Annotated in this window: 22 protein-coding genes; 11 read left to right on the top strand and 11 right to left on the bottom strand. The window is 64.0% G+C overall.

The annotated features are described in order from the left end of the window. The first annotated feature begins 16 nt into the window (after nucleotides 1-16). The 4 genes from ACQY4K_RS16055 to ACQY4K_RS16040 all read left to right on the top strand — a co-directional run bounded on the left by ACQY4K_RS16055 (nucleotide 17) and on the right by ACQY4K_RS16040 (nucleotide 4,436). On the top strand, nucleotides 17-1,207 hold the full coding sequence (locus ACQY4K_RS16055; protein WP_428391193.1) for a 2-methylaconitate cis-trans isomerase PrpF family protein: 1,191 nt from the start codon (nucleotides 17-19) through the stop codon (nucleotides 1,205-1,207). A gap of 71 nt (nucleotides 1,208-1,278) precedes the next feature. After that, nucleotides 1,279-2,277, top strand: a complete 999-nt coding sequence (locus tag ACQY4K_RS16050; RefSeq protein ID WP_428391192.1) for a SphA family protein — start codon at nucleotides 1,279-1,281, stop codon at nucleotides 2,275-2,277. Nucleotides 2,278-2,342: 65 nt separating this feature from the next. After that, entirely contained in the window at nucleotides 2,343-3,065 is a 723-nt protein-coding gene (locus ACQY4K_RS16045) for a GntR family transcriptional regulator (protein ID WP_428391191.1), read from the top strand. Between the two features lie 3 nt (nucleotides 3,066-3,068). After that, nucleotides 3,069-4,436, top strand: a complete 1,368-nt coding sequence (locus ACQY4K_RS16040) for an MmgE/PrpD family protein (RefSeq protein WP_428391190.1) — start codon at nucleotides 3,069-3,071, stop codon at nucleotides 4,434-4,436. A gap of 45 nt (nucleotides 4,437-4,481) precedes the next feature. Here ACQY4K_RS16040 and ACQY4K_RS16035 read toward each other — a convergent pair whose 3' ends face one another. Both ACQY4K_RS16035 and ACQY4K_RS16030 read right to left on the bottom strand, forming a co-directional pair. Then, nucleotides 4,482-5,612 (bottom strand): TauD/TfdA family dioxygenase, encoded by a 1,131-nt coding sequence (locus tag ACQY4K_RS16035; RefSeq protein ID WP_428391189.1) that lies wholly within the window; start codon nucleotides 5,610-5,612, stop codon nucleotides 4,482-4,484. 69 nt (nucleotides 5,613-5,681) lie between these two features. Then, nucleotides 5,682-6,626, bottom strand: a complete 945-nt coding sequence (locus ACQY4K_RS16030) for a LysR family transcriptional regulator (protein ID WP_428391188.1) — start codon at nucleotides 6,624-6,626, stop codon at nucleotides 5,682-5,684. A 298-nt stretch (nucleotides 6,627-6,924) separates the two neighbouring features. Between ACQY4K_RS16030 and ACQY4K_RS16025 the strand changes: the two genes are divergently transcribed. Both ACQY4K_RS16025 and ACQY4K_RS16020 read left to right on the top strand, forming a co-directional pair. Further along, entirely contained in the window at nucleotides 6,925-7,803 is an 879-nt protein-coding gene (locus ACQY4K_RS16025; protein ID WP_428391187.1) for a hypothetical protein, read from the top strand. Beyond that, nucleotides 7,803-8,597 (top strand): DUF488 family protein, encoded by a 795-nt coding sequence (locus ACQY4K_RS16020; RefSeq protein WP_428391186.1) that lies wholly within the window; start codon nucleotides 7,803-7,805, stop codon nucleotides 8,595-8,597. Before ACQY4K_RS16025 ends, ACQY4K_RS16020 begins: the two co-directional genes overlap by 1 nt. Before the next feature lie 149 nt (nucleotides 8,598-8,746). Here ACQY4K_RS16020 and ACQY4K_RS16015 read toward each other — a convergent pair whose 3' ends face one another. The 9 genes from ACQY4K_RS16015 to ACQY4K_RS15975 form a co-directional block, all read right to left on the bottom strand. Beyond that, a complete protein-coding gene (locus tag ACQY4K_RS16015; protein WP_428391185.1) occupies nucleotides 8,747-10,726 on the bottom strand; it encodes a hypothetical protein in 1,980 nt (659 codons plus the stop codon). Nucleotides 10,727-11,284: 558 nt separating this feature from the next. After that, nucleotides 11,285-11,914 (bottom strand): 3-oxoacid CoA-transferase subunit B, encoded by a 630-nt coding sequence (locus ACQY4K_RS16010; protein ID WP_428391184.1) that lies wholly within the window; start codon nucleotides 11,912-11,914, stop codon nucleotides 11,285-11,287. Continuing rightward, entirely contained in the window at nucleotides 11,911-12,588 is a 678-nt protein-coding gene (locus tag ACQY4K_RS16005) for a 3-oxoacid CoA-transferase subunit A (RefSeq protein WP_428391183.1), read from the bottom strand. The genes ACQY4K_RS16010 and ACQY4K_RS16005 overlap by 4 nt, the downstream gene beginning before the upstream one ends. Nucleotides 12,589-12,593: 5 nt before the next feature. Continuing rightward, nucleotides 12,594-13,310 (bottom strand): ABC transporter ATP-binding protein, encoded by a 717-nt coding sequence (locus ACQY4K_RS16000; protein ID WP_428391182.1) that lies wholly within the window; start codon nucleotides 13,308-13,310, stop codon nucleotides 12,594-12,596. Continuing rightward, on the bottom strand, nucleotides 13,307-14,065 hold the full coding sequence (locus ACQY4K_RS15995; protein ID WP_428391181.1) for an ABC transporter ATP-binding protein: 759 nt from the start codon (nucleotides 14,063-14,065) through the stop codon (nucleotides 13,307-13,309). Before ACQY4K_RS15995 ends, ACQY4K_RS16000 begins: the two co-directional genes overlap by 4 nt. Further along, nucleotides 14,062-15,288 carry a branched-chain amino acid ABC transporter permease gene (locus ACQY4K_RS15990; protein ID WP_428391180.1) on the bottom strand — a complete coding sequence of 409 codons (1,227 nt, stop codon included), beginning with the start codon at nucleotides 15,286-15,288 and terminating at the stop codon, nucleotides 14,062-14,064. Before ACQY4K_RS15990 ends, ACQY4K_RS15995 begins: the two co-directional genes overlap by 4 nt. Continuing rightward, nucleotides 15,285-16,235, bottom strand: a complete 951-nt coding sequence (locus ACQY4K_RS15985; RefSeq protein ID WP_428391179.1) for a branched-chain amino acid ABC transporter permease — start codon at nucleotides 16,233-16,235, stop codon at nucleotides 15,285-15,287. The genes ACQY4K_RS15990 and ACQY4K_RS15985 overlap by 4 nt, the downstream gene beginning before the upstream one ends. A gap of 7 nt (nucleotides 16,236-16,242) precedes the next feature. Beyond that, the gene (locus ACQY4K_RS15980; protein WP_428391178.1) at nucleotides 16,243-17,457 is read right to left on the bottom strand and encodes a branched-chain amino acid ABC transporter substrate-binding protein; all 1,215 of its coding nucleotides are present in this window, start codon (nucleotides 17,455-17,457) and stop codon (nucleotides 16,243-16,245) included. A 1,151-nt stretch (nucleotides 17,458-18,608) separates the two neighbouring features. Further along, nucleotides 18,609-19,496: an IclR family transcriptional regulator domain-containing protein gene (locus ACQY4K_RS15975; RefSeq protein ID WP_428391177.1), complete on the bottom strand. Its 888-nt coding sequence runs from the start codon at nucleotides 19,494-19,496 to the stop codon at nucleotides 18,609-18,611. A 132-nt stretch (nucleotides 19,497-19,628) separates the two neighbouring features. On the opposite strand from ACQY4K_RS15975, the gene gcl reads away from it, so the two are divergent. The 5 genes from gcl to ACQY4K_RS15950 are packed head-to-tail and all read left to right on the top strand — an operon-like array spanning nucleotide 19,629 to nucleotide 25,889. Continuing rightward, nucleotides 19,629-21,440: a glyoxylate carboligase gene (gcl, locus tag ACQY4K_RS15970; protein ID WP_428391176.1), complete on the top strand. Its 1,812-nt coding sequence runs from the start codon at nucleotides 19,629-19,631 to the stop codon at nucleotides 21,438-21,440. Nucleotide 21,441: 1 nt separating this feature from the next. Further along, nucleotides 21,442-22,215, top strand: a complete 774-nt coding sequence (gene otnI, locus ACQY4K_RS15965; protein ID WP_428391175.1) for a 2-oxo-tetronate isomerase — start codon at nucleotides 21,442-21,444, stop codon at nucleotides 22,213-22,215. Beyond that, nucleotides 22,212-23,108, top strand: coding sequence for a 2-hydroxy-3-oxopropionate reductase (locus ACQY4K_RS15960; protein WP_428391173.1), 897 nt, complete (start codon nucleotides 22,212-22,214; stop codon nucleotides 23,106-23,108). The genes otnI and ACQY4K_RS15960 overlap by 4 nt, the downstream gene beginning before the upstream one ends. Continuing rightward, entirely contained in the window at nucleotides 23,095-24,363 is a 1,269-nt protein-coding gene (locus ACQY4K_RS15955) for a glycerate kinase type-2 family protein (RefSeq protein WP_428391172.1), read from the top strand. The genes ACQY4K_RS15960 and ACQY4K_RS15955 overlap by 14 nt, the downstream gene beginning before the upstream one ends. Nucleotides 24,364-24,398: 35 nt before the next feature. Beyond that, complete coding sequence (locus tag ACQY4K_RS15950) at nucleotides 24,399-25,889, top strand: FAD-linked oxidase C-terminal domain-containing protein (RefSeq protein WP_428391171.1); 1,491 nt, start codon at nucleotides 24,399-24,401, stop codon at nucleotides 25,887-25,889. Nucleotide 25,890 lies beyond the last annotated feature (1 nt).

The raw sequence follows: 25,890 nt of genomic DNA, 5'->3' as shown, positions 1-25,890 counted from the left end.
CAACGGAGGGCGTCTCATGAAGACAGGCATGTCGAACCAGGCTTCGATCCGCACGGTGATCCAGCGAGGCGGCACCAGCAAGGGCCTGTACCTGCTCGAACGGGACTTGCCCGCAGCTGGAGTGCCGCGCGACCGTCTGCTGGCGCGGCTCATGGGATCGCCCGATGCGCTGCAGATCGACGGCCTCGGGGGAGCCCGGCCTATCACTTCGAAAATCGCGATCGTGGCCCGCTCGGCTCGAGAGGATGCCGACATCGACTATACATTTGCCCAGGTCGACATCACCACCGGTAAGGTTGGCTATGACGGGAACTGCGGGAACATCTCCTCCGGCGTCGGGCCGTTCTGTATCGACGAAGGGCTGGTGCCCGCGGAGGAGGGCCTGACGAAGGTCCGTATCTTCAACACCAACACACGCATGCTGCTCATCGCCGAGGTGCCGACCCAGGACGGCCGCACGATTGTCGACGGCGACTACGCAATCCCGGGTGTCCCGGGCACGGGCGCCGAGATCAAGATGAACTGGGTGGCGACCATCGGGGCGAAGACAGGGCTGCTGCTTCCCACGGGAAACCCCGTCGACACGATCGTCCTGGAGGATGGGCGGCACGTCGCGGCCACGATCTGCGACGCGGCAAACCCCTGCGTGTGGGTGCGCGGGTCTGAGTTCGGCCTGACCGGCAACGAAGCCGCGCCGGAGATCAACGCGAACGAAACGCTGCTCGCCATGGTCCGCGAAGTGCGGGCAAAGGCCGCGGTGCTGTTCGGCTTTGCGGAGCACTGGCACGCGGCGGACGCAAAGTCCCCCGGCCTGCCCATGCTGGGGTTGATGAGCGCCCCCGTCGATTACCGCACGATCAACGGCTTGCAGATCGGTGCTGAGGAGATGGATGTTCGGGTGCATCTGATCTTTCTGGGCTCACTGCACGAATCCATTGCAGGGACCGGTTCGATCTGTCTGGCGGCGGCCTCGCGCATCCCCGGCTCCGTCGTTCACCAGCTCACCGTGCGGCAGGATGCCGAAGTCCTGCTGATCGGGCATCCGTCGGGGGTCATGCCGGTGAACGTGCAGGCACGGACGACCACGACAGCGCCGTTCATAGCGTTTGACAATCTCGGGTTCAGCCGGACCTCGCGACGGATCATGGAAGGGACCGCCTTTGTCCCCGCGGAGTTCTCGCGAGACCGCACGCCGGCTGCTGTGTGACCAACACGCATATCTTTGAACCAGACCAACAAGAGATCTCCGCGAGATTACCGCGGTGGAGGAACGTCGAGATGAGTTCACGTTTTCGCCTGGCTGCCGCCTGCAGCCTGTTCGTCTGCCTCGCGTGCACGGCGCACGCCACGGAGAATGGCAACTCGCATGCCGATTTCGGCTATATCGACGTCCTCGCGGGCCTGCCCCCGCCGGCAGGGCTCTACTTTCGCGATGATGTCTCGGTCGTGACTTCAAACGAGTTTGATGATCGGAACGGCAACAAGGATGCCATCAACCTGGGTCAGCGAACCTTCCCGATCAAGTTCCGTGCGACGGCCGAAGCCAACATCGTGTCCCTGGCTTATGTTCCGGATTACAAGATCCCCTATATCGACGGAACGTTCGGTATTGCCGCATACGATTTTGTCGCGAACTCCCGCGTCGTGCTGAGCGACGCGTTCGGCATCCCGGAACGGTCTGGGAACGACGTCGGTGCCTTGGGTGACATCACCGTGGTTCCGCTCTTTGTCGGCTTCACCGTGCCAAACACGCCTTTTAATTTCATCGTGGCGCCGTTCGACTTCACCGCACCCACTGGTCGCTATGGCGTAAGTTCCGTCAACAACGTCGGTCTGAACTACTGGAGCTACAGGCCCGCTTTGGAGTTCACCTATTTGAACAAGACTGGACAGGAGATCAGCCTCAACACCAGCCTCTCAATCAACTCGCAAAATCAGGCGACGCACTACAAGTCCGGTTCTGAATACTACCTCGGCTACGTGTTTCAGCAGCATTTTTCGCGAAAGTTTGGCCTGGGCATCGGCGGGTATTACTACAGGCAGATCGGCCACGATACCCAGTTCGGCAAGGAGGTGGATACGAACCTGACGCCGCAGACGCTGGATCTGACCAATTTCGGTCCTGGCAATTTCGGTGAGACCTTTGCTGTCGGCCCGCTCGTGACCTACAACGTGAATAGTCACATATTCCTTGAAGCCCACTGGGATCACGAGGTGTTCGCCTACGACCGCCAAAAACGGGATCTGGTCTTCCTTCGGGCGATTTTTCACCTGTAATGCTGGCGGGGGCGCACTTGGCTGCGGGTGGTACAAACGGTACAGTCACTGCCATGCCGGATGACATGACCACGCCGCCCGCGGAATCCGTCGTCGAATACACGATCCGTGCGCTGCGTGACGCCATACGTGACGGGCGGCTGGCGCAGGGCCAAAGGCTTGTTGTCGCGGACGTCACGAAGTTGCTCGATGTCAGCAACGGGCCCGTCCGTGAAGCCATCCGTCGGCTGACCGGGGAGGGTCTCGTTGAGATCACGCCCAACCGGGGTGCCGCGGTTCGCCAGTACAACATGCAGGACGTGTCGGAGATTTTCCAGGTTCGCGAGGTCCTGGAAGGCCTGGCGGCAAGGCTGGCAGCCCAGCACGTCGCCGACGGCGAATACAGCCGGCGCCTGCGTGGCCTGGTCGCGGAGATGGCGCCTCTCATTCGGCAGGGCAATGACTATGTCGGCCACAATCACAAGTTTCACGAGCTGATTTATGAGATGTCACGGAACGAGCGGCTGCGGGAACAGTCTCGCCAACTGGTTCTGCCGATCTACCGGTTTCATTACCATCAGCTTATGGAGCCGGCCTATGCCGAGGTCTCGGCCCGCGAGCACACGCTGATCGCGGACGCCATCCTGGCCCAGGATGGCGACTTGGCGGAACGTATGATGCGCAACCATATTTGCAATTCAGGCACCGCGATGCTGCACGCAGTTGACGCTCACCGTCACGCCATCGGCATCGCCCCGCGAAATAAGCGCCGCAGGGGCGGCGATATCGTCTCGCACTCGGGGAGTTGACCGATGTCGGAAGCCGCCGTCCGTTCTGAATCGCAGATCGAGGCCGCAACGCCGACGGCGCGTCTGATCACGCGGCTTGACGCCTTGTCGGCACAGGAGCCGCCGGTCGCCGCCGCGGCCGTCGCCAAGCAATGCCTGCTGGACTGGATCGGCGTGTCGCTGGCCGGCCGCCACGAGCCGCTGGTCAACATCCTGATGGATGAGCTGGCGCTCCCGAACCGGCCTGACGGCTGCGCGGTGCTCGGTCGGTCCACCCGCTTGCGGATCGACGACGCGGTGCTGATCAATGGCGCGATGGGGCACGCGCTGGATTTCGATGACGTGATCATCCCCATGGGGCACCCGACCGTGCCGGTGGCGCCCGTGGTGTTTGCGCTTGCCGAGCACGGCAATCATTCGGGCCAGGACGTGATCGCGGCCTTCATCGTTGGGGTCGAAGCCGAGTGCCGGGTCTCGCATCTGATGGGGCCATCCCACTATGCGCGTGGCTGGCACGGCACCGCGACGTTCGGAACCTTCGGCGCGGCCATGGCGGCCTGTCGGTTGCTGGGCGTGAGCGATCCCCGGACGATCGCCAACGCGTTCGGGATCGCCGCCACCCAGGCGGCGGGGCTCAAGGCGTCCATCGGCACCATGTGCAAGCCTCTGCACGCCGGCAAGGCGGCGCAGAACGGCCTCTTGGCGGCGCGCCTGGCCGCCCGAGGCTTTACCAGCGATCCCGACACCCTGGGATCGCCGCAGGGCTTCGCCGACACCGCATCGACGACGGTCGATCTCGACGGCGCCCTGGCCGAACGGAACATGCCCTGGATCGCTCAGGCGCTCTTCAAGTATCACGCCGCCTGTTACCTGACCCACGATACCATCGAAGCCGCCAACATGCTGCGGATCGAAGAGACGGTTCTGCCCGCGGCAATCGAGCGGGTGACGGTGCGGGTACCGCGGGATTATCTGCGGATCTGCAACATCGCCGAACCGGCGACCGGGCTGGAATGCAAGTTTTCGCTGCGCATGACGGCGGCCATGGCCCTGGCCGGCGAGGACACCTTCGACGAAACCCTGTTCAGTGACGCGACGGCGAGGAGAGCGGACCTGGTAGCGCTCCGCGATCGCGTCATGATCGATCCGACCCAGACAGGGCGTGCGTCGAGCGTGGAAGTGGTTCTCAAGGACGGACGAACCCTGGTCCGCACGAGCGACGTGTCTCAGCCGCTCGCCGACCTCGATGCGCAACAGGCAAAGGTGGAGCGCAAGTTCCGGCACCTCACCCGATCCATCCTCTCAAGCAACGCGGTGGACGAGGTAATCGCTTTGTGTCGTGCCCTGGAGGCGCAGCCGAACCTGCAACGTCTCATATCCCTGATCGGATAGGCAGAGGCCAAGCCGGATGTCGCCTTCCGGGGCAGACAATGTCGCTTACGCCGCCGCGGACCGCCGCTTTGGCAGAACCATGTTGTGAAACGCCGCCTGGCGTTCATCAAACGCCTGGCACGCCTCGTCATATTTCTGGCCAAGCATACCGCCGCGAACCACGTTCGGCGGTGCGAGTGCTGCGTCGCCCGCAATGGATTGCGGAAGCTGTTCGCCATTCGGGACAGAAAGCCAAAGTCGGAAAAGCAGACGCTTACGCTCCGGCTCCTCGAAATCCTGGAATTCAGTGCGCGAGTGCAGGCAGCGATAGTTGTTGAGAATTTGCATGTCCCCAGGCTCCAGCATCATGCTGGCCACATGCTCCGGCCGCCGGATGACCTCGTCCAGGGTCGCCAGGGCATGCCAATGCTGATCGTCGAGTTTCGGTACACCCTCCAAGGTCTGTGCGGACTCGACGCGGTTCCGCACCCAGCGGATGAAGATGTTGTCGTTTGCTTCCATGAAGATAGGCGAACGCACGCTCGGCGGCGCGCCGGCGGGCTGCTCCCCCTGCAGGCTGAAATGATAGAGTTCGAAGAACAACGGGAGCAGGTCGGGATGATCCCGCTTCAAGGCGTTATAGACTGCACCGTTGCTTACCAATGTGCTCAGCCCACCGTGCCTGGCGACATTGTAGCAGGTCAGGGCGACGATATCGGCGCCGTCGATGTGGAAGTCGAGTTCGGCGTTGGAGGAATAGCCGCGGCCCGTTGGTGACCTGTAATCGGTCCCGATGTCGCGGACGGCGGATAGGTACTGGGTGTTTTTGTTCTGCGGGCGCGGAACACCCTGCTGAAGGCCAGTCATCCAGGTGAGAAAGGCGAACTGCTCCTCGCTGAGCCCTTCGCGCGGCAGCCGTCGGAGCAATGCCACACCTCGACCAGCGAGGGCCTCGCGCATGGCGCGCGAAACCGGCGCCGTTGCCCGCCCCAGATCGATGTCCTTGGCGTCATACGCAATGAGCGGCTTGCCCGGGACGAAGAGCCGATGCAGCTCTTGCAGAAGGTCATCGCGCGCGCTGTCGTCAAAATCGATTTTCCAGCTCGAATCCGCGGCCAGCTCCGCCGCCGTCCAGCTTGCGCGGCTTGAACGCATACCAATGTCATCGGCCACTGAAGTCATCTCCTTGCTGCTCAATGGCACGAGTGTCGCTCGCCGCGCGGCCAGACACCAATCGCAACTCGCGTTCTCATCTATAAACGCTCGTTATGGATCAGCCCCATTGACCTGCTTGCGGGCGTAGAGGGCGGCGAACGCGGCGAAGGTCTGAACGGCCTGCGCGCACGTTCCGGACTCTGGCGTGACCAGCCCATAGGCATGCTCAATGCGCGCATCCGAGATCGAGACGGTCGAAAGCGGGATGGCGAGGCTGAGCCGCACCAGGCTCTTCGGTTGCAGCATCAAGCCAAAACCAGCAGCCACCATGCTGAAGAGGCCGAAGACGGAGGACGCGTTGCGGCCTTCGTCAGCGAGACGAAGGCTCAGCCCACGTGCCTCCGCCAAGGTCTCGATGGTCCGCCTCAGCGTCACCTGCTGGTCCGCCATGAGGATTGGGTGCCGCAGCACTTCGGCCAGGGTTGTCGTCGCGCGCCCTAGCACCGGATGGCCGAGAGGTGCCACCACGACGCAGTGATCCTCGACCAGCGGGGTAAACCGAAGGCCCTCGGATTGGCCCCCAGCCGCCATGATCGCCAGGTCGGCCTTGCCTTGGCGAACGGCTTCCAGGGCCTTGGGCGGCGCGAGATCGCGCAGCCTTATTTCGATCCCCGTGTGCTCGCCGGCAAACGCGCGCAGGAGGTCAGGCATGAACAGCGCCGCCACGCCACCGGTGCAGGCCACCACGACCGCCGCCGCTCGGCTCCCGCGCGGCTGGAAAGCGTCCAGCAGCATATGCCATTCGACCATCACTCGTTCGCCCCCGAAGCGCAGGCGCTCGCCCTGCCTCGTCAGCGACAAGCGGCGCGAGGTGCGCCGGATCAACGAGACGCCCAGGATCGCTTCAAGCCGTGCAATTCGCGCGGTCACTGCAGGCTGGGTGACATTCAGCTGTTCCGCGGCCCTGCTGAAGCTCCCCAGGTCCGCGACCGCCAGGAACGTCTCCACATCGGAGATCGTCACGGGCAAGCGGGCGCGGCGAAGAGAGGAACCCATGGATCGCTGCTCAGACGTTGATCAGTTCAGGATGAGGCGCCGGCTGCATCGGAGCAAGGACCAGCGGCCGGCGGGTCTCATCGGAGAATGTCGGCGTCGAGGAACGGACGCCAACAGGTTCCCCGTTCAGGTCCTGACCGTGAGTAGGCGGACCCTAACGGTGCAATGGCACGCCGGTGAAGCGCCTGCACCTGATCGAACCCGACCCGTGGCGACAGGTCGCGAAGCCGCAGGCCGCACTCGAAGTCGATGACCGCAAGCTCAGTGTAATTCCGGCTGACGAGGCCCTGCGCGGTTTGTGGCAGCGCACCAGCAAAATCTTCGCTCGGTCTCGCCGGTCTTTCGCGTCCTCGCCGCAGGCCACGAGGACGAACGCGACGCCCGCGTCATCAACGACCGTGTGCACGCCAACATCCAACACGACGGCACCTTCTCGGTCATACCCGAGATGCCCGGCGGCGTGACCACAGCCGAAGACCTGATCCGCATCGGCGAGGTCGCGCGCAAGTACGACGTCCCCCTGGTCAAGCTCACCGGCGGCCAGCGCATCGACCTGGTCGGCGTCAGCAAGGCGGACCTGCCAAAAATCTGGGCCGATCTCGGCATGCCGTCCGGCCACGCCTACGGCAAGAGCTACCGCACCTGCAAGAGCTGCATCGGCACCGACTATTGCCGCTTCGGGCTTGGCGACAGCATGGGCCTCGCCACCAGGATCGAGAAGACATTCCGCGGCATCGACAGCCCGGCCAAGCTCAAGCTCGCCACCGCCGGCTGCCCGCGCAACTGTTCCGAGGCGATGGTCAAGGACCTCGGTGCCGTCGCCGTCGGCCACGACCGCTGGGAGATCTATGTCGGCGGCGCCGCCGGAGCCCACGTCCGCAAAGGCGACGTGCTCTGCACCGTCGAAGGCGAAGACGCAGTCATGCAGATCAGCGCCCGCTTCATCCAGTATTACCGCGAACACGCAAAATGGAAGGAGCGCACCTACAGCTTCGTCGAACGCATCGGCATCGACCGCCTACGCGCCGTCCTGATCGACGACAGCGACGCCCTCGTCGCCGGCCTGGACACCGCCATGCAGCGCGCCATCGACGCCACCCGCGACCCATGGCAGGAGGCCACCACCCCGCGCACCGCCAACCAGTTCAGCGACGTGCTGCTGCCAGGCGCCAAGTGATGGTCCCGATCGCGAACCTCGCCGAAATCCCGCAAGGCGAGGGCCGCCTGATCGAGGCCGCCGGCACGCACCTCGCGGTGTTCCACACCCGCGACGGCATCTTCGCCACCCAACCCGACTGTCCGCACAAACAAGGTCCCCTCGCCGACGGCCTGACCGGCACCAACACTGTCATGTGCCCCCTGCACGACCGCCTCTTCGACCTGCGCACCGGTGCCGGCCTCAACACCGACTGCGCCATCAAAACCTACAAGTTGACCCTGCACGAAGACGGCACGATCCTACTCAACCTTATGACCGCAATCCCGCTGCTGACCATCGGCTACCAATCGGCCCGCTTCCCCGAGGTCCGAGACGCGCTCGTCGAAGCCGGCACCAAGCTGCTCATCGACGTACGCGCCATCGCTGCCTCCAGACGCCCCGGCTTCTCCAAGCGCCTCCTCGCCGGCGGCCTGGCGGAAGCCGGCATCGACTACATTCATCTCCAGCCCCTCGGCACCCCAAAAGACGGCCGCGACGCCGCCCGCCGCGGCGATACCGCCACCATGCAGCGGATCTTCCGCGCCCATATGCAGGGCGACCGCGCACAGAGCGCACTCGAAGAAGCCCGCGCCCTGGCTGTCGAACGACCCGCCTGCCTACTCTGCTTCGAGCGCGATCACACCACCTGCCATCGCGCACTCGTCGCCGAGATGATCGTCGGACACACCGGCCAAGCACTCAGCCATCTGCACGCCAACATCGGCCTGCCTCAGCCGGCCGCGACATCAAGCGACTGGAGCGGTGCAGTTTAAGCAAGTCACTGACCTATTCCCGATTCCTCAAGCCACTGGACAAGTCTAGCCGTTTTCACTGCAGCGCAACGGCGCCTATTGCTTTCATGGACACCTAGCCGCGAATCTGTTGGATTCCGACCGTCTGCGACAACAAACCAAATGTCTTCTCAGGTGAGGCGCTCCAACTCAGCCTGAAGCGCTATAAAAAGACCATTGACGACCATCTGCTGTAGTGCAAATGGTGGATCTGACGTCTGCTCTGGTGCCAACCCCATGAAGTCTTTTTCAATAAACGACCTTAGTTGATCTTCAACATTCTTTTTGAGCATGAGATGCATTTTGTCGTGCCGGTATAACTTTGTGCGAAGAAGCGCCTGAAACAGTTCCGGGTAAGCCTCCTGTATGTCTTTCCAAAAGTACGACCTCTTGCCCGCAGCAGCCCCTCGGTTTTCCACTGGTTCTACGAAGCAACGGTTACAGACATTAATGAAATGTTCGAAATCCGCCATCGTTATACAAACAGAGAGTGCCGCAAAGCGTTCTGCTTCGGGAAAGCCGTTTTCTCCGTAAAGCCTCGCGAGGCCTTTCTCATGGGCTACGCGCTCCACTTGTCTTGTATCAATCGTGATTCTTGCGAGTCGATCCTTAAGCCATACGTTACGATGACCTTGGTGAACGAGCTGTGGACCTGGGGCCTCGCCCTCTCGTCCTGAACGTACTTCATTAATATAACGACCAATCATAGGAATCTTGATTATTGGCTTCGCTCTTGACGAAACATCTATCAGCCCATAACCACGAAGGTGTCTAGTATAATCTTTTCCTTCTGACAGCTCAAAGAACTCCGCGACGTTGCCTGCGGCAAGGGTCTCGAGCATTTGATATTCCATGGGATAAAAGCTGCCGAGCTCTGAGACGACATGCCTGGAATATAGAGCGATATCCGCCTCCCTGTCATCTTCTGTGAGCTTAAGAACTTTCGCCGATACCCTTACTGGACGTCTGGTACCTCGCTGCTCAATGAACGTGTGCAAATGGGAGCATGCCATGCGCGTAAGAAGCGGGTGTCCGCCGTAACGAGCAGCGATGTATTCCACTGCATCCTCTTCAAATGTCAAACCCATCCATTTGCCGATATGATTGATAAGCGTTCCGACCTCGCGCTGACTAAGCCCAGTTATGTACTGCGGCGGTACAATGCTAAAGACTGGATTCTGCATTTCTGAAAATGTATCAGCTTCAACAACGGTAGGGTTAACACCCGCAATGAGAAAGGCGATGCATCGCAACTCACTCTGGGTCGTCCACATAGTCTGCCAAAAATTTATAAACTCAGTATGCCAGTGAAGGTCGATCTTGGCGAGTGGCGAAACCCACTCAATCTCATCGAAAATGATACAAATCTTCGCTCGTGCTGCGACTGATTTTACGATGCTTTTAAAGCGACCAGAGACATGCTGTGCGCCATCATCACTTGATCGCTTCTTGGGCAAAGTTGCTGAGAGATCCTTTATGATCCGTTCGAGGAATTGATCCCAGTGAAGATTACGGAATTCTGTATCCTTACAGTCGTAGTAAAGCGTTACCATCCCGTCCCGATCAGCCAGTCGCTTTACCTTATAAAGAACTGAAGTTTTCCCTGTCTTTCGTAGACCAAATAGCCCGCGGTTCTGGGACTGCTTGATAGCGGTAAGAGCCTCGGTCACCTGACCGTCTCTGCCAACAAAAGTTAGGTCGTTTACAAGTGGAAGTTGATCGTTGAAAAGGTTTCTTGAAAAGAGCTGTTCTGAAACTTGGCGCCTTATAAAATACCGGTCGTTTGCTTCCGTAGATATTTGCCTTGTGGTAAAAACAACGGGTATTCTTGACTGAGAATTTTCTAGAACCCGGTTTTTGATCCACCTGAGTGCACTGTCGTCGGGAGTGATTAGAAAGAAAACTGTTGGATCCACACGGCCACCCGCTGGCGGCTCATGCATCACTTGCTCCACGGCTTGGAGTGTTCTCGGCTGGAGTAGAGGAAAGTTAGAGACGATCAGAAGGACCTCGGCAACGATGCCAAACTGCTGTTTTATGTCATTGTCGCCTCGTAAGACGTAGGCCGAGATTTGAGTGTTGTGGGCTCTACGGGCATATCCGCTGTTCACGTCAAAGTTTGATAAGAATGGTATCAGGAGCTCTCGCTCATGTGGATATTGACGTAGGTGGCCCTGTAAAACCTCGTCCTTAATTACCGGCATTATATTTTAACCTCAATGTTGGGAGAGCTTCCTTGGGGTGAAGCAAGGCATGCCACCCTGTTCCTGAGCTGGCTGGAGTAAATGGCTGGTTGCTGCGGGCAGACCGACCCGGCTCCTGGACGCGGCTGTGTCGCAGTTGACCGAGACTTTCCGATTTCAAGTGAGTGCTGAACAGCCGCAATCACAAGGCGAGTGGACGCCTGCGATCCCTGATAGCAGCGCCTCGCTGTATGGAAGGGCGTCCACTTCGCAGTAGTATAACAGTTGGGTGGAAAACCGACATGAGTCGCAAAGCGGAAGCTGGGTTTGCTTGAAGGGATGCGGCGGTCTCTACCTAAAGCCACCATGTCGTAAGCTCTGGGGTTTTTCGCGGTGACGTTCGAGCACGTAGGTGCCTCAGTAGTTGAGGATGGCCTTGACAGCGAGTTTCGGCAGACCGCGCTTGCACACCACATTATGACGGCCCTAACGCAGCAACGGTACGCCCGTGAGTGCCTGCACCTGATCGAACCCGACCCCCGGGGACAGATCACGCAGCCGCAGGCCGTTCTCGACGTCGATCACCGCAAGCTCGGTGTAGATCCGGCTTACGACGCTCTGCGCGGTCAGCGGAAAGGTGCAGCGTTCGAGGATTCTCGGGGCGCCCTCTCGCGTCGTGTGTTCCATCAGGACCCAGACATTGCGCGCGCCTACGGCCAGGTCCATCGCGCCGCCGACTGCGGGGGCGCGGGTGTTGCCGTTGGTGATCCAGTTGGCGAGGTCGCCGTTTTCGGCCACCTGGAAGGCGCCTAGCAGGGCGTAGTCGATATGGCCGCCGCGGATCATCATGAAGGCGTCGTTGTGGTGGAAGATCGCGGCACCCGGTACCAGCGTGACGGCGCGCTTGCCGGCGTTGATCAGTTCCGGGTCGAGCTGCTCCGATGTCGGTTCGGGTCCGACACCGAGCAGTCCGTTTTCACTGTGGAAGATCACCTCGCGGTCGATCGGGCAATGGTCGGCGACCAGGGTGGGAATGCCGATGCCGAGATTGACGTAGGCGCCTTCCGGCAGGTCGGCTGCGGCACGGCGGGCGATGCGGTTACGGATGTCGGTCATGGTGTGGGTTCCTTCGGGTTCCGCCAGACCCAGTCGACGAAAATTCCGGGTGTCATGACGTGCTCCGGATCGAGCGCGCCGAGCGGCACCAGGGCGCGGACCTCGGCGACGGTGCGCCTTGCCGCCGGGGCCATGACGGGGCCGAAATTGCGTGCGGCCGCGTGGTAGGTGAGGTTGCCCCAGCGGTCGGCGCGCTCGGCGTGGATTAGCGCCAGGTCGGCCTTGATCGGTTGCTCGAACAGGTAGGCCTCGCCGTCGATCACGCGCGTCTCGCGGCCCTCGGCGAGGGTCGTGCCGACCGCGGTGCGGACATAGAACCCGCCGATGCCGGCACCACCTGCGCGTATCCGCTCGCTCAGCGTTCCCTGCGGCACCAGTTCAAGTTCGAGTGCGCCGCGCGCGAAGACCTCCTCGAATACGACCGAGCCGGCCGAGCGCGGATACGAGCAGATGAGCTTGGCTACCCGGTCGGCCTTGAGCAGGGCTGCGAGGCCGCCCTCGCCGACGCCGGCGTTGTTGGTAACGACGGTCAGCCCGCGCGCGCCTTGTGCCAGGAGTGCTGCCAGCAGCGCATTCGGCGTGCCGGCCTCGCCGAAGCCGCCGACCAGCACCACCGCGCCATCGGCGACGTCGCCGAGCGCTGCTTCCACTGATCCGACGATCTTGTCGATCATGCCACTCAGACCTCCAACCATTCGCGCCGGATGCTAGTGTCGGCGGCAAGGTCCGCCGGCGTGCCTTCGAACACCATCCGGCCTTGGCCCATAACATACAGCCGGCGCGAGATCGCCAGCGCGATCGTGAGCTTCTGCTCAACCAGCAGGATCGTCGTGCCGCGCTCGGCGACCGCGACCAGCAGTGCTGCGACCCGCTCCACCATCATCGGCGCCAGCCCCTCGGTCGGCTCGTCGACCATCAGCAGCGACGAATTGCCCATCAGGGTGCGGCAGATCGCCAGCATCTGCTGTTCGCCGCCCGACAACGCTCCCGCCGGCGCGTCCGCCCGCTCCTGCAGCCGGGGGAACAGCTTATAGGCGTCGGCGCGTTCGAAGCGGCCGGCGCCACCGGGACGCATGGGCCCCGGCTTTTCGCCGAGCAGCAGGTTCTGCGTTGTCGTCAGGTCGGGAAAGATCGCGCGGTCCTCGGGCACGTAGCCGAGCCCGCGTCGGGCGATCGCGTGTGGTGCCAGACGGCCGATTTCCTCGCCGGCGAAGCGCACCGTGCCGGTGCGTACCACGCCGCCCATGATCGCCTTGAGCGTGGTCGAGCGGCCGGCGCCGTTGCGGCCCAGGATCGCCACGATCTCGCCCTGGCCGACATCGAGATCGACGCCGCGCAGCACCTGGCTCTTGCCGTACCAGGCCTCCAGGCCGCGAACCTGCAGGATCGGGATCATGCGAACGCGTCCGCGGCGGTGCCGAGATAGGCCGCGCGCACCGCCGTATCGGCGCGCACCGCGTCCGGGCGGCCGGTGGCGATCACCTGCCCGTCGGCAAGCACGGTTATCCGGTCGGCAAGATCGAACACCACGCCGAGATCGTGCTCGATCATCACCAACGTCGCCGTCTCCGTCACCCTGCGGATCAGCGCCACCGCACGGTCGGTCTCGGCATGGCTCATCCCCGCCGTCGGCTCGTCGAGCAGCACGATCCGCGCCCCCGACGCCACCGCCAGGCCGATTTCGAGTGCGCGCTGCTCGGCATAGGCGAGGGCGCCGGCCGGCACGTCGCGTCGTGCGACAAGGCCGATCACGTCGAGCATCTGCTCGGCGCGCGCGTTCAGCGCGGCGTAGGTGCCGGCAGCCCGCCAGAAGCACAGACCGGCGCCGGCGCTGCGCATCGCCGCGTTGCGCAGGTTCTCGAACACGCTCATGCGGGCGAACAAGGATGTCACCTGGAACGATCGCGACAGCCCGAGTCGGTTGATCACATGTGGCGCGAGGCCTGCGATGTTGTGTCCGTCGAGCTCGATCGTGCCGCTATCGGGGGTGAGCAGGCCGCTGATCAGGTGAAAGAATGTGCTCTTGCCGGCGCCGTTCGGCCCGATCACCGCATGCCGCTCGCCCGCCGCGATCTCCAGGCTGGCGCCCTTGATGATCTCGGTGGCGCCGAAGCGCTTGCGTAGATCGCGCACGACCAAACCGATACTCATGCGGGGGCCACGATCGTCGCCTGCCAGCATGCCCGGGCGCGCGGCCAGGTGCGTCGCAGCAACGCGGCGCCGGCGGCGAACAGCACGACGCCGACAAGCCATTGCCAGGGCGCCTCGGGATGCGCCGTCAAGCCGAACAACGGTGCCGGCGTAAGGCCGTTGCGCATCGATTGCAGCCGGTAGGCGAGTTCGGCGAGCGCCACGATCCCGGCCATGGCCAGGGCCAGACCCGGCACGACCGCTAGATAGGAGGGCGTCAAGGCCTTGGCGCGGCCACCGCGGACCAGCGGCGCGTGTGCCAGGATGATGCCGGACAGCCCACCGGGCGCCCAGACCACGGCGGCCATGAACAGCAGCCCGTCATAGAGCTGCCAGGCTTCGGTGACAGTCGACAGCGCCTGTTGCAGGACCGTCACCAGCACCGCCCCCAACACGGGGCCCCAGAAGGTTCCGGTGCCGCCAATGAAGGTCATGACCAGGACCGCGCCCGACGCCGACGCCGAGATGTTGGTCGAGGTCGCGATCTCGTCGTTGAGCGCCTGCAGGCCGCCCGCGACCCCCGCGAACAGCCCGGACAGCACGAACACCAGGAAGCGCACGCGCGCCGGGTCGTAGCCGATGAAACCAACGCGCAAGGGATTGTCGCGCACCGCGCAGGCGAGCCGCCCCAGTGGTGTCGCGGTGTAGCGCCACATCAGCCAGGCGCAGACGAACGCCCAGGCCGCGATCAGGAAATAGACATGGAACTGGCTGCCGAAATCGATCCCCAGCAGTTTCGGCCCGTTCGAGCGATCACCGTCGATGCCCTCCTCGCCGCCGAACACCGAGGGGAACATCAGCACCACGGTGGCGAACAATTCGGCGAGCCCCAGCGTGATCATCGCGAACGCCGTCTCGCCGCGCCTCGTGGCAATCGAGCCCGCGACGATTGCCGTCACCAGTCCCCCCAGCGCGCCGCCCAGCGGCAGCAGCGGCGCCGGCACCCACCAGCCATTGCCCGCCGCCCGCATCAGGTGCATGGCCGTGTAGCCGCCGAAGCCCAGGAACACCGCATGCCCGAAATCCAGCATGCCGCCCTGGCCCAGTAGCATGTTGAAGCTGAGCGCAAAGACGATCGCGATCGCCATCCGGCATAACAGCGTCAGCCCGAACCCGCCGGGCAGCAGGAATGGTGCGACGAGCGCGACCAGCAGACAGCAGAGCCACGGCAGCGTGGCCCTCACCCGGACCTCGATCCGGCGATGCCTCTCGGCCGGAATGCCAAGGTCAGCACCAGCAGCAAATAGGGCACCGTCGGGCCCACCCGGGCGATCGAGAGATGCCAGAGATCGCTGAACGCGCCATCCGGCGCGACCGACCAGCCAACCGCGCGCGCCGCATGCCAAAGCGGCATATCGAGGCCGACCGAGACCGTCTGGATCATGCCGATCAGCAGCGAGGCGACGAACGCCCCCCAGATCGACCCCAGGCCCCCCATCACCACCACCGCGAACACGACCGGCCCGAGCGACTCCGCCATCCCTGGCTGGGTGGTCAGGGCGTTGCCGGCGATCACGCCGGCGAGTCCGGCCAGCGCGCAGCCGGCGCCGAACACCAGCGTGAACACCCGCGGCACGTCGTGCCCGAGCATCGAGACCATTTGCGGATGGGTCAGGGCGGCGCGCACCACGAGTCCGACCCGGGTACGCGCGAGGGCCGCGAACAGGCCCGCGAACATCGCCAGCGACACCGCCATCATGAACACGCGGTAGGCGGGATAGGCGGTCTGTCCGATGTGGAACAGCGCGAAATCGAGCAGGTGCGGGACATGGTAGGCGACCGGCGCCCGCCCCCAGACCAGCGGGACGATCTCGCCGATTACGAACGCAAGCCCGAAGGTGAACAGCAGTTCGGCGACATGGCCATGTCGGTGCACCGGCCGCAGTCCGTAGCGCTCGACCAGCGCCCCGAGGGCGCCGGTCAGCAGGGGTGCCGCCACCAGCCCCGGCCAGAACCCGACGGCGAGACTGATCGTAAAGGCGAAGTAGGCGCCCAGCATGTAGAAGCTTGCGTGTGCCAGGTTCAGCACGCCCATCATGCCGAAGATGAGCGTGAGCCCCGACGACAGCATGAACAACAGCAGCCCGTAGACCAGCCCGTCGAGTGCGACGACGATCAGCGCGCTTGCCACCGCGGGGCTACGGCTCGTCCTTGAACTTGCAGGTCGTCGGCATCTTCGTGTCCGCCGCACTGGTCCGGCTCAAGGTCTTGAAGCCGAGCCCGACCTTGGGGAACATGTGTGGCAGGTTGGGCTCCAGCGCGCTCACATAGAGCGGCTGCAGCAACTGGTGGTTGTCGGCGCGCATGATCGAGGCCCCGAGCGGCGTCGGCCGCGACATTCCGGCGAGAATCTTGCCGACCTTGGCAGGATCGGTGGAATTGGCCTGCTTGATCGCGGCGGCCAGCATGTCGATCTCGTTGACGACCTGCCAATAGTAGAAGCTGCGGTGGAAACGCTTCTGGAACGCATCGGCGATCGGCTCGATGCCTGGCACGTTGTCAGCCCAGACGGTGACCTGCGCATCACCCTTGGCCGCCGGCCCGGCGGCATCGACCGTCACCTCGTCGCCAATATAAAAGGTGAAGAAACGTCCCTTGAAGCCGCTGTCGGCGGCGGCCTTGACCAGCAGCTCGATATCCTGGCCCCAGTTTCCGGTGACCACGGCGTCGGCACCCGCGGCCTGGAACTTCGCGATATAGGGCGTGAAATCCTTGACCTTGCCGAGCGGCATGCGATCGGCGCCGACAATTGTCAGGTCCGGGCGCTTGCCGGTCAACGCCGCTGTCGCCGCCTTCTGCACCGACACCCCGAACGAGTAGTCCGGATTGAACAGATAGACCTTATGCACATCCTTCTGGGAGAGCAGATAGGCCGACAGCGCATGCATCTTCATGTCGACGTCGGCATCGAAGCGGAACTGCCACCAGGAGCAGCGCTCGTTGGTGATCGCCGGATCGACGGCGGCGTAATTCAGATAGAGCACCGTCTTGTCCGGGTTGCGCTTGTTGTTCTTTTCGATCCCGTCGATCAGCGCGAAGGCGACCGCCGAGCCGTTGCCCTGGGTGATGTAGCGGATGCCGTCATCGACCGCCTTGCGCAGCAGGGTGAGCGACTTGCCCGGGCTCACCTCGTTGTCCATCGGCACCAGCACGAACTTACGCCCCGGGCCGAGCGCGTGGGCCGCATTGGCACGATCGATCGCGAACGCGAAATGCTGCTCGCCCAGTTGCCCGGTCTCGGCGAGCGGCCCGCTAAGCGGATCGATATAGGCGATCCGTACGGCCTCCTCGGCACGCGCCGAAGCAATGCCGGTCACCAACGCAAGCATAGCCAAGCCGATAGATAGACGCATCGGACGTTTCCCCGTCGGGTCGCGTAAATCGCCGCACGGTTGATCCGTGCAGTCCGCCCGACTCCAAAACTATGCGGCCCGACCCATGGCGCGGTCAATGGCGCGGCGACATGACACATTGCCCGCGCCAGCCGCAGATCCCCTGGGTGCAGGGCGTGATGCTTGCCGCTCTCGACCGGTTCCGCCATGGCATTGGACAGATCGGCCCTCGGGTTGGTGGACCGGACGCAGCGATGCGAGATAAAAAGCTCACCACGGCGAGGGTCAATCCATGCCCCGCTTGCCTAGATCCGACCTCAGAGAGACCAAAGCAATGGGCCTTGACGCTTACGTAACGTGCCGCTGCTGGGAGGAAGGGCTCTGTGACCCACCAGCCTCCATCGCGTCACGATTACGGTACGATCCCGTAAGAGCGGAGCTCGACCGAATTGAGCCAGAAGGGCTCTCCGCCCAGGAGGGTCTTGCGCTTTATCTGGAGGATGACCTTTGGTTCGAACAGTCTGCCTGCGCCCACCCTAAGATGTGGGTTGCCCACGAACGTATTTCAAATTGGGGCGGCCTAGGCGCCTTCAGGCATGCACTCCGCAGCCTTGGCGAAAATCCCTGCGCTACCCTGTTGCGTGAGATACCAGATAGCAATGGCGGCATGACAAAGCCAGTCGACGCGCGGGCTTGCCTGGTCGAGTTAAGCCACTTCTGCGCCATGGGACCCTTCGGGCAACTTAACCAGATTATCGAGTGTAGCCATGGCGACGTGATCATAGCTGAAGGCGGCTGGCTCGGGACCAGTGGTTCGGCCGGTGTCACGCTTAGGCTGACCGCAGACGGTACGTTTCAGATTGAAAGTACCAGGGGTGGAGTTTTGGGCCACAACGATGAAGCTACAATACTATTTCGATCAAGGATGTTTCATCTAGCGAAAACCCCGCCTGGAGAATTTATCTTTACCGATTTGCATTCTGGCCAAAAGCTACTCTGCTCGTTTGCTTTCTATGGCGCGTCAGATCTTTGCCCATCCACCTTTGAAGTAGCCCAAAGCAAGGACAACCCTGCTCGCTATGCATACTGCGTCGAGCCTTTGCGCCGGATATTCCACGCGGCCCTCGCCAACAACCACCCCGTTCTCTGGTTTTGACTTCCAGGCGCGCGGCTTAGCTTATCCCTGAAATTACGGAGTGGGGTCTGGGGCCGCCGTGCAAAGCACGCCTTCGCGTGACGGCCCCAGCGGAGTCCAGAGGCGGAGCCTCTGGCCTTCTGCCGCCGAGTTGGGCGGTGATGGCGTCGGCGCGGCTGCGGACGAGTTCGCCGAGCAGCGGGATACGCGCGTCCGCGATCCGCGCCATCGGGCCGGAGACGGAGACCGCGGCGATCGGGTCCTGGTTCTCGTTGAAGATCAGGGCGGCGATGCAGCGCAGGCCGACCGCGTGTTCCTCGTCGTCGATGGCGTAGCCGCGGGCGCGGGTGGCGGCGAGGTCGGTGCGCAGGGTGGCGGTGGTGTGGATGGTCTTGACCGTGAGTTTCGGCAGGCCGCGCTGGTGCAGCACCTTGGCCAGCGCGCTGTCGGGCATTGCCGAGAGCAAGGCCTTGCCGACGCTTGAGCAATGCAGCGGCACCCTCCCGCCAGGGCGCGCGAAGGCGCGCATCATCTGCCGGCATTCGACCTGCGAGAGATAGATCGCTTCGTACTGGTCCTCGACCGCCAGGTTCACCGTCTCCTCGCTCTCCTCCATCAAAGCGCGCATGTGCGGACGTGCCGCTCCCAGCAGGCTGCGGGTCTTGAGGAAGGCGTTGCCTGAAACGAAGGCCTGCACGCCGACCGACCAGAGCCGGCGCTCGCCGTCGAAATGCACATAGCGCTCCTGCTCCAGAGTGGTCAGCAGCCGGTGCGCGGTGGACGCCGACAGCCCGACCTGCTGCGACAATTCGGTCAGCGTGACACCCTCGTCGGCGGTCGCCAGCCGGTTGAGGATGCCGAGGGCACGCACCAAAGATTGCACCTGCTCGATGCGTGGCGCGGGGGTGGAAGCGGTTTTTGGCAACGTGCAACTTCCTGGAATGATTGTGGAAGACCAAGGCGTTTCCACAATGCGGGATAATTTCCGGAAAGTCTATGCAGGGTCGGCGGCAAGCGCGATGCTGCGGGCGAAGACCCGATCAGCAGGGAGCGGATCATGGCGAGAATGAAAGCGGTCGAGGCCGCGGTGCGGGCGCTGGAGAAGGAAGGCATCACCGTCGCCTTCGGCGTTCCGGGAGCCGCGATCAACCCGTTCTATGCCGCCCTGAAGGCGCGCGGCGCGATACGGCATATCCTGGCCCGGCACGTCGAGGGCGCCTCGCACATGGCCGATGGCTATACCCGGGCCGGGGCAGGCAATATCGGCGTATGCGTCGGCACGTCAGGCCCCGCCGGTACCGACATGATCACCGGGCTCTACACCGCGATGGCGGACTCCGTGCCGATCCTGTGCATCACCGGCCAGGCGCCGCGTGCGAAGCTGCACAAGGAGGATTTCCAGGCGGTCGATATCGAGACGATTGCCAAGGGTGTGACGAAATGGTCGGTCTGCGTGCGCGAGCCGGCGCTGCTGCCGATGGTGTTCCAGCAGGCCTTCCACGTGATGCGCTCGGGACGCCCGGGCCCGGTGCTGATCGATATGCCGATCGACGTGCAGATGGCCGAGATCGAGTTCGGCGAAGCCACCTACGCGTCGCTGCCGGTCTACAAGCCGAGTGCGACCGTCGCACAGCTTGAACGCGCGATGGCAATGCTCAATGCCGCCACGCGTCCGCTGATCGTCGCCGGCGGCGGCGTCATCAATGCCGATGCGAGCGCCTTGCTGGTTGAATTCGCCGAAGCCACCGGTGTTCCGGTGATCCCGACTTTGATGGGCTGGGGCACGATCCCCGACGACCATCCGCTGATGGCGGGCATGGTCGGGCTGCAGACCAGCCATCGTTACGGCAACGCCACTTTACTGGACTCGGATTTCGTTCTGGGCATCGGCAATCGCTGGGCAAACCGGCATACCGGCTCGGTTGAGGTCTACACCAAGGGCCGCACGTTCGTGCATATCGACATCGAGCCGACGCAGATCGGGCGGGTGTTCGGACCGGATTTCGGCATCGTGTCGGACGCGGGTGCAGCACTTGCGGGACTGGTCGGGCTGGCGCGCGCAATGAAGCAGGCTGGCACCCTGGCCGATCGCGGCGATTGGGCGGCGTCCTGCCTGCACCGCAAGAGCAATATGCTGCGTCGCAGCCATTTCGACGATGTGCCCCTCAAGCCGCAGCGGGTGTACGAGGAGATGAACGCGGTGATGGACCGCGACACCTGCTACGTCACCACGATCGGGCTATCGCAGATCGCCGGCGCGCAGTTCCTGCGCGTCTATCACCCTCGCAACTGGATCAATTGCGGCCAGGCTGGTCCGCTCGGCTGGACATTGCCCGCAGCACTCGGCGTGCGCGCGGCGAACCCGGACAAGAAGATCGTGGCGTTGTCGGGCGACTATGATTTCCAGTTCATGCTTGAAGAACTCGCGGTCGGCGCGCAACACAAGCTGCCTTTTCTGCATGTGGTGGTGAACAACTCCTATCTCGGGCTGATCCGGCAGTCGCAGCGCGGGTATCAGATGGATTTCGAGGTGAGTCTCGCCTTCGACAACATCAATGCCGAAGCCGGCGAAGGGTCCATTCGCGGCTATGGCGTCGATCATGTCGCTGTCGCCGAGGGGCTTGGCTGCAAGGCGATCCGGGTGACCAGTCCGAACGAATTCAAGGAGGCGTTCGCCCGCGCCGAGGCGCTGATGGCCGAGCACCAGGTGCCGGTGGTGCTGGAATTCATCCTGGAGCGGGTCACCAACATCTCGATGGGCATCGAGGTCGACAGTATCAACGAGTTCGAGGACATCCTCTGCCTGGATCCGAATTTGTCGATCAGCAAAAGCCAGGATATGGGGCGGGTTGCCGAGGAGGTGCGCTGACATGGTGCAATTTGCCGCCAACCTGACGATGCTGTTTACCGAGCATGCGTTCCTCGATCGCTTTGCCGCCGCCGCGGACGCGGGTTTCACCGCGGTGGAGTTCCTCTCGCCCTACGAATACGAGAGCGGGCAGATCGCGGACGCCCTTGAGGTCAGCGGGCTGCGGCTGGTGCTGCACAACCTGCCGTCGGGGAACTGGGCTGGCGGCGAGCGCGGCATCGGTTGCCTGCCGGACCGCACGGACGAGTTCCGCGCGGGGGTCGCGCGTGCCATCGAATACGCCTCGGCACTTGGGTGCACGCGGCTGAACTGCCTGGCCGGAATCGCGGCCGCCGATGATGCCGCGGCACGGCGCACCTTGGTGGAGAATTTACGGTTTGCCGCCGAGGCGCTGCGTGGCACCGGCATCACGTTGCTGCTGGAGCCAGTGAATACGCGCGACGTGCCAGGATTCTTTGTCAGTCGAACGACGCAGGCTCTTGCGATTCTGGATGAGGTCGGCGACGACAAAGTCAAACTGCAGTTCGACATCTACCATACGCAGGTCATGGAGGGCGATCTCGCGCGCAGCATTGAGACGCATTTCGATCGCATCGGCCATTTGCAGCTCGCGGACAATCCCGGCCGCAACGAGCCCGGCACCGGCGAGATCAATTACCGCTATCTGTTCGGGAAGATCGACGCCCTCGGCTACGACGGCTGGATCGGCTGCGAATACAAGCCGAAGCACGCAACCGCGGCGGGGCTTGGCTGGATCAGGGAGCTTTGCGCATGAGCACGATCGGTTTCATCGGCCTCGGCATCATGGGCCGCCCGATGGCAGGCCACCTGATTGCCGGCGGCGAGACGGTGATGCTGCATAGCCGCTCCGGCGTGCCGGACGGGCTCGGCGGCACCGCCTGCGCCAGTCCGCGCGAAGTCGCCGAACGGGCTGACATCATCATCACCATGTTGCCGGACACGCCCGATGTGGAGGCGGTGCTGTTCGGCGAGCACGGGGTCGCGGGTGGGCTGTCGCCCGGGAAGATCGTCGTCGATATGAGCTCGATCTCGCCGATCGCAACCAAGGAGTTCGCAGGTCGGATCGGCGAGCTTGGCTGCGATTATCTCGATGCGCCGGTCTCCGGCGGCGATGTCGGCGCCAGGGCGGCGAGCCTGACGATCATGGTCGGCGGCCCGGAGCGCGCCTTCGAGACGGTGCGTCCGCTGTTCGAGCGGATGGGCAAAAACATCACCCTGGTCGGCGGCAACGGCGACGGCCAGACCACGAAGGTCGCCAACCAGATCATCGTGGCCCTGACCATCGAGGCCGTCGGCGAGGCGCTGCTGTTCGCGTCCAAGGCGGGCGCGGATCCGGCGCGCGTGCGTCAGGCGCTGATGGGCGGGTTTGCCTCGTCGCGGGTGCTGGAGGTTCACGGCGAGCGGATGATCGAACGCCGCTTTGCGCCAGGCTTCCGGATTGCGCTGCACCAGAAGGACCTCAACCTGGCACTGACCAGCGCCCGTGCCCTCAGAGTGTCGTTGCCCAATACCGCGACGTGCCAGGAGCTGTTCAGTGCGGCAATCGCCGCCGGCGGGGCCGCCTGGGATCATTCGGCAATGGTCCGGGTGCTGGAGCGACTAGCATGCCATGAGGTGGCCCCCGGACATGACGATGCCGCCGCCTGAGCTGCTGCGCGCGATGTTCCGGGCCGCGGTCGACGCGGCAGCGCCGGGGCTGTGCGTGCCGCCGAACCTGCCGCCGCCGCCGCGCGGACGCACCATCGTGGTCGGCGCGGGCAAGGCGGCCGCCGCGATGGCGCAAGCGGTCGAGGCGCACTGGCCGGAGGGGCGGAAGCTGTCTGGCCTGGTGGTCACGCGCTATCATCATGGGGTCGGACCGCTCGCGCGCATCGAGGTGGTCGAGGCCGGCCATCCGGTGCCGGACTCCGCCGGCCGTGAAGCGGCGGCGCGCATGCTGGATATGGTCCGCGGTCTCGGTGCGGACGATCTTGTGCTGTGCCTGATCTCGGGGGGTGCCTCGTCGCTGCTGGGGCTGCCGGCAGACGGCATCGACCTCGCCGACAAGCAGGCGGTCAATCGCGCATTGCTGCACAGCGGCGCTGCGATCGGCGAGATGAACGCGGTGCGCAAGCATCTATCTGCGATCAAGGGTGGCCGGCTGGCGCAGGCGGCGGCGCCGGCCGAGATCGTCACCTTGCTGATCTCCGACGTGCCCGGCGACGATCCGTCGGTGATCGGATCGGGGCCGACCGTGCCGGACCGCAGCACGCTGGCCGACGCGCGCGCGGTGCTGCGGCGCTACGGCATCGAGGCGCCGGAGTCGGTGCAAGCGCGGCTGCTCGATGCGCGGGCCGAGACGCCGAAGCCCGGTGATGCCGCGTTCGCGCGCGCCCGCACGGTGATGTTGGCGACGCCGCAGGACTCGCTGGAAGCGGCGGCGTCCGTGGCGCGGGCGGCCGGGGTGGCGCCGGTGATCCTCGGCAATGCGATCGAGGGCGAGGCCGCCGAGGTGGCGCGGGTGATGGCGGCGATCGCGCGGCAATGCGCGGCGCACGCCCAGCCGGCGGGAGCACCCTGCGTGCTGATCTCGGGTGGAGAGACCACGGTGACGGTCCGTGGTCGCGGTCGCGGCGGACGCAATGCGGAGTTCCTGCTGGCCCTCGCGGTCGCCCTCGACGCGCACCCGGGCATCCACGCCATCGCCTGCGACACCGACGGGATTGACGGCACCGAGGATAATGCCGGCGCCCTGCTCGGACCGGACAGCCTGGCGCGCGCCGCCTTGCTTGGGGTCGTCGCGCGCGACCGCCTGGCCGACAATGACGGCTACGGATTTTTCGCCACCCTGGGTGATCTGGTCACCACCGGCCCCACCTTGACCAACGTGAATGATTTCCGAGCGATCCTGATTACCAAGTAAACGCTCCGGCGCGAACGCCGGGCAGGAGGGTTGACGTGATCCAGATGCCGCTACCCGACCAGGAGGTGCTGGCCCGACGCGACGAGATCGTCCGGGCCTTGCGCGAGATCGTGCCGGGCGAAGGCGTGATCGACGCCGAGCTGGAGCGGCGCGCCTATGAGAGCGACGGGCTGACCGCCTACGGCACGCTGCCGATGGTGGTGGTGCTGCCGGAGACCACCGCGCAGATCGTCCGGATCATGCGCTATTGCAGCGCGCGCGGGATCAAGGTGGTGCCGCGCGGCGCCGGCACCTCGCTGTCCGGCGGGGCGCTGCCGCTGGCCGACGGCGTGTTGCTGGGCTTAGGCAAATTCAAGCGCATCCTGGAGATCGATGTCGAGAATCGCTGCGTCGTGGTGCAGCCCGGGGTGACCAATCTCGCCATCACCCACGCCGTGCAGGACCAGGGATTCTATTACGCGCCCGATCCGTCCAGCCAGATCGCCTGCACCATCGGCGGCAATGTCGCGGAGAACTCCGGCGGCGTGCACTGCCTGAAATACGGGCTGACCACCAACAACGTGATCGGCATTGAAGTGGTGACGATCGACGGCGAGATCGTACGCCTCGGCGGCAAGCATTTCGACGCCGCCGGCTACGATCTGCTCGGCGTCATGGTCGGCTCCGAGGGCTTGCTCGGGGTCGTCACCGAGGTGACGGTGCGTATCCTGCCAAAGCCGCCCGGCGCGCGGGCGCTGCTGCTCGGATTCCCGACGGTCGAGGGCGCGGGCGAGTGCGTGGCCGCGATCATCGGCGGCGGCATCATCCCGGGTGGCATGGAGATGATGGACCGGCCCGCGATCGCGGCGGCCGAGGCATTCGTGCATGCCGGCTATCCGCTAGACGCGGAGGCGCTGCTGATCGTCGAACTCGATGGCTGCGACGCGGAAGTCGATCATCTGATCGGCATGGTCGAGAGCATCGCGGCGACGCACGGGGCCAATAGTTGCCGAATCAGCCAGAGCGAGGACGAGCGGCTGCTGTTCTGGGCCGGACGCAAGGCGGCGTTTCCGGCGGTGGGCCGCCTGTCGCCGGATTATTATTGCATGGATGGCACAATTCCGCGCCGGCGTCTGGCCGAGGTGCTCAACCGGATGAAGCAGATGGAGGCTGAGTATGGCCTGCGTGTGGCCAACGTGTTCCATGCCGGCGACGGCAATCTGCATCCGTTGATCATGTATGACGCCAACAACGCGGGCGAGCTGGAACGGGCGGAGGCGTTCGGCAACGACATCCTGCGGCTCTGCGTCGAGGTCGGCGGCGTGCTGACCGGGGAGCACGGGGTCGGCATCGAAAAGCGCGATCTGATGGGCACGATGTTCAGCAAGATCGATCTCGACCAGCAGCAGCGGCTGAAATGCGCCTTCGATCCGGACAGCCTGCTCAATCCTGGCAAGGTGTTTCCCGAATTGTGCCGCTGCGCCGAACTCGGCCGTGTGCACGTACATGCGGGCCAGGTGCGCTTCCCCGAACTGCCGCGTTTCTGAG

It is taken from the genome of Lichenicoccus sp. (assembly GCF_965276875.1).
Taxonomy (GTDB): domain Bacteria; phylum Pseudomonadota; class Alphaproteobacteria; order Acetobacterales; family Acetobacteraceae; genus Lichenicoccus.
Note: the sequence above shows the minus strand (reverse complement) of the source record. Positions and strands in the feature narration are given on the sequence as shown.

Coding starts and splice junctions, on each gene's coding strand:
- ACQY4K_RS15995 (WP_428391181.1), bottom strand. CDS start 14,065: ATGAGTATCGGTTTGGTCGTGCGCGATCTACGCAAGCGCTTCGGCGCC.
- ACQY4K_RS15960 (WP_428391173.1), top strand. CDS start 22,212: ATGAGCACGATCGGTTTCATCGGCCTCGGCATCATGGGCCGCCCGATG.
- ACQY4K_RS16055 (WP_428391193.1), top strand. CDS start 17: ATGAAGACAGGCATGTCGAACCAGGCTTCGATCCGCACGGTGATCCAG.
- ACQY4K_RS16045 (WP_428391191.1), top strand. CDS start 2,343: ATGACCACGCCGCCCGCGGAATCCGTCGTCGAATACACGATCCGTGCG.
- ACQY4K_RS16020 (WP_428391186.1), top strand. CDS start 7,803: ATGGTCCCGATCGCGAACCTCGCCGAAATCCCGCAAGGCGAGGGCCGC.
- ACQY4K_RS16030 (WP_428391188.1), bottom strand. CDS start 6,626: ATGGGTTCCTCTCTTCGCCGCGCCCGCTTGCCCGTGACGATCTCCGAT.
- ACQY4K_RS16010 (WP_428391184.1), bottom strand. CDS start 11,914: ATGACCGACATCCGTAACCGCATCGCCCGCCGTGCCGCAGCCGACCTG.
- ACQY4K_RS16040 (WP_428391190.1), top strand. CDS start 3,069: ATGTCGGAAGCCGCCGTCCGTTCTGAATCGCAGATCGAGGCCGCAACG.
- ACQY4K_RS16000 (WP_428391182.1), bottom strand. CDS start 13,310: ATGATCCCGATCCTGCAGGTTCGCGGCCTGGAGGCCTGGTACGGCAAG.
- gcl (WP_428391176.1), top strand. CDS start 19,629: ATGGCGAGAATGAAAGCGGTCGAGGCCGCGGTGCGGGCGCTGGAGAAG.
- ACQY4K_RS16050 (WP_428391192.1), top strand. CDS start 1,279: ATGAGTTCACGTTTTCGCCTGGCTGCCGCCTGCAGCCTGTTCGTCTGC.
- ACQY4K_RS15980 (WP_428391178.1), bottom strand. CDS start 17,457: ATGCGTCTATCTATCGGCTTGGCTATGCTTGCGTTGGTGACCGGCATT.
- ACQY4K_RS16005 (WP_428391183.1), bottom strand. CDS start 12,588: ATGATCGACAAGATCGTCGGATCAGTGGAAGCAGCGCTCGGCGACGTC.
- ACQY4K_RS15955 (WP_428391172.1), top strand. CDS start 23,095: ATGCCGCCGCCTGAGCTGCTGCGCGCGATGTTCCGGGCCGCGGTCGAC.
- otnI (WP_428391175.1), top strand. CDS start 21,442: ATGGTGCAATTTGCCGCCAACCTGACGATGCTGTTTACCGAGCATGCG.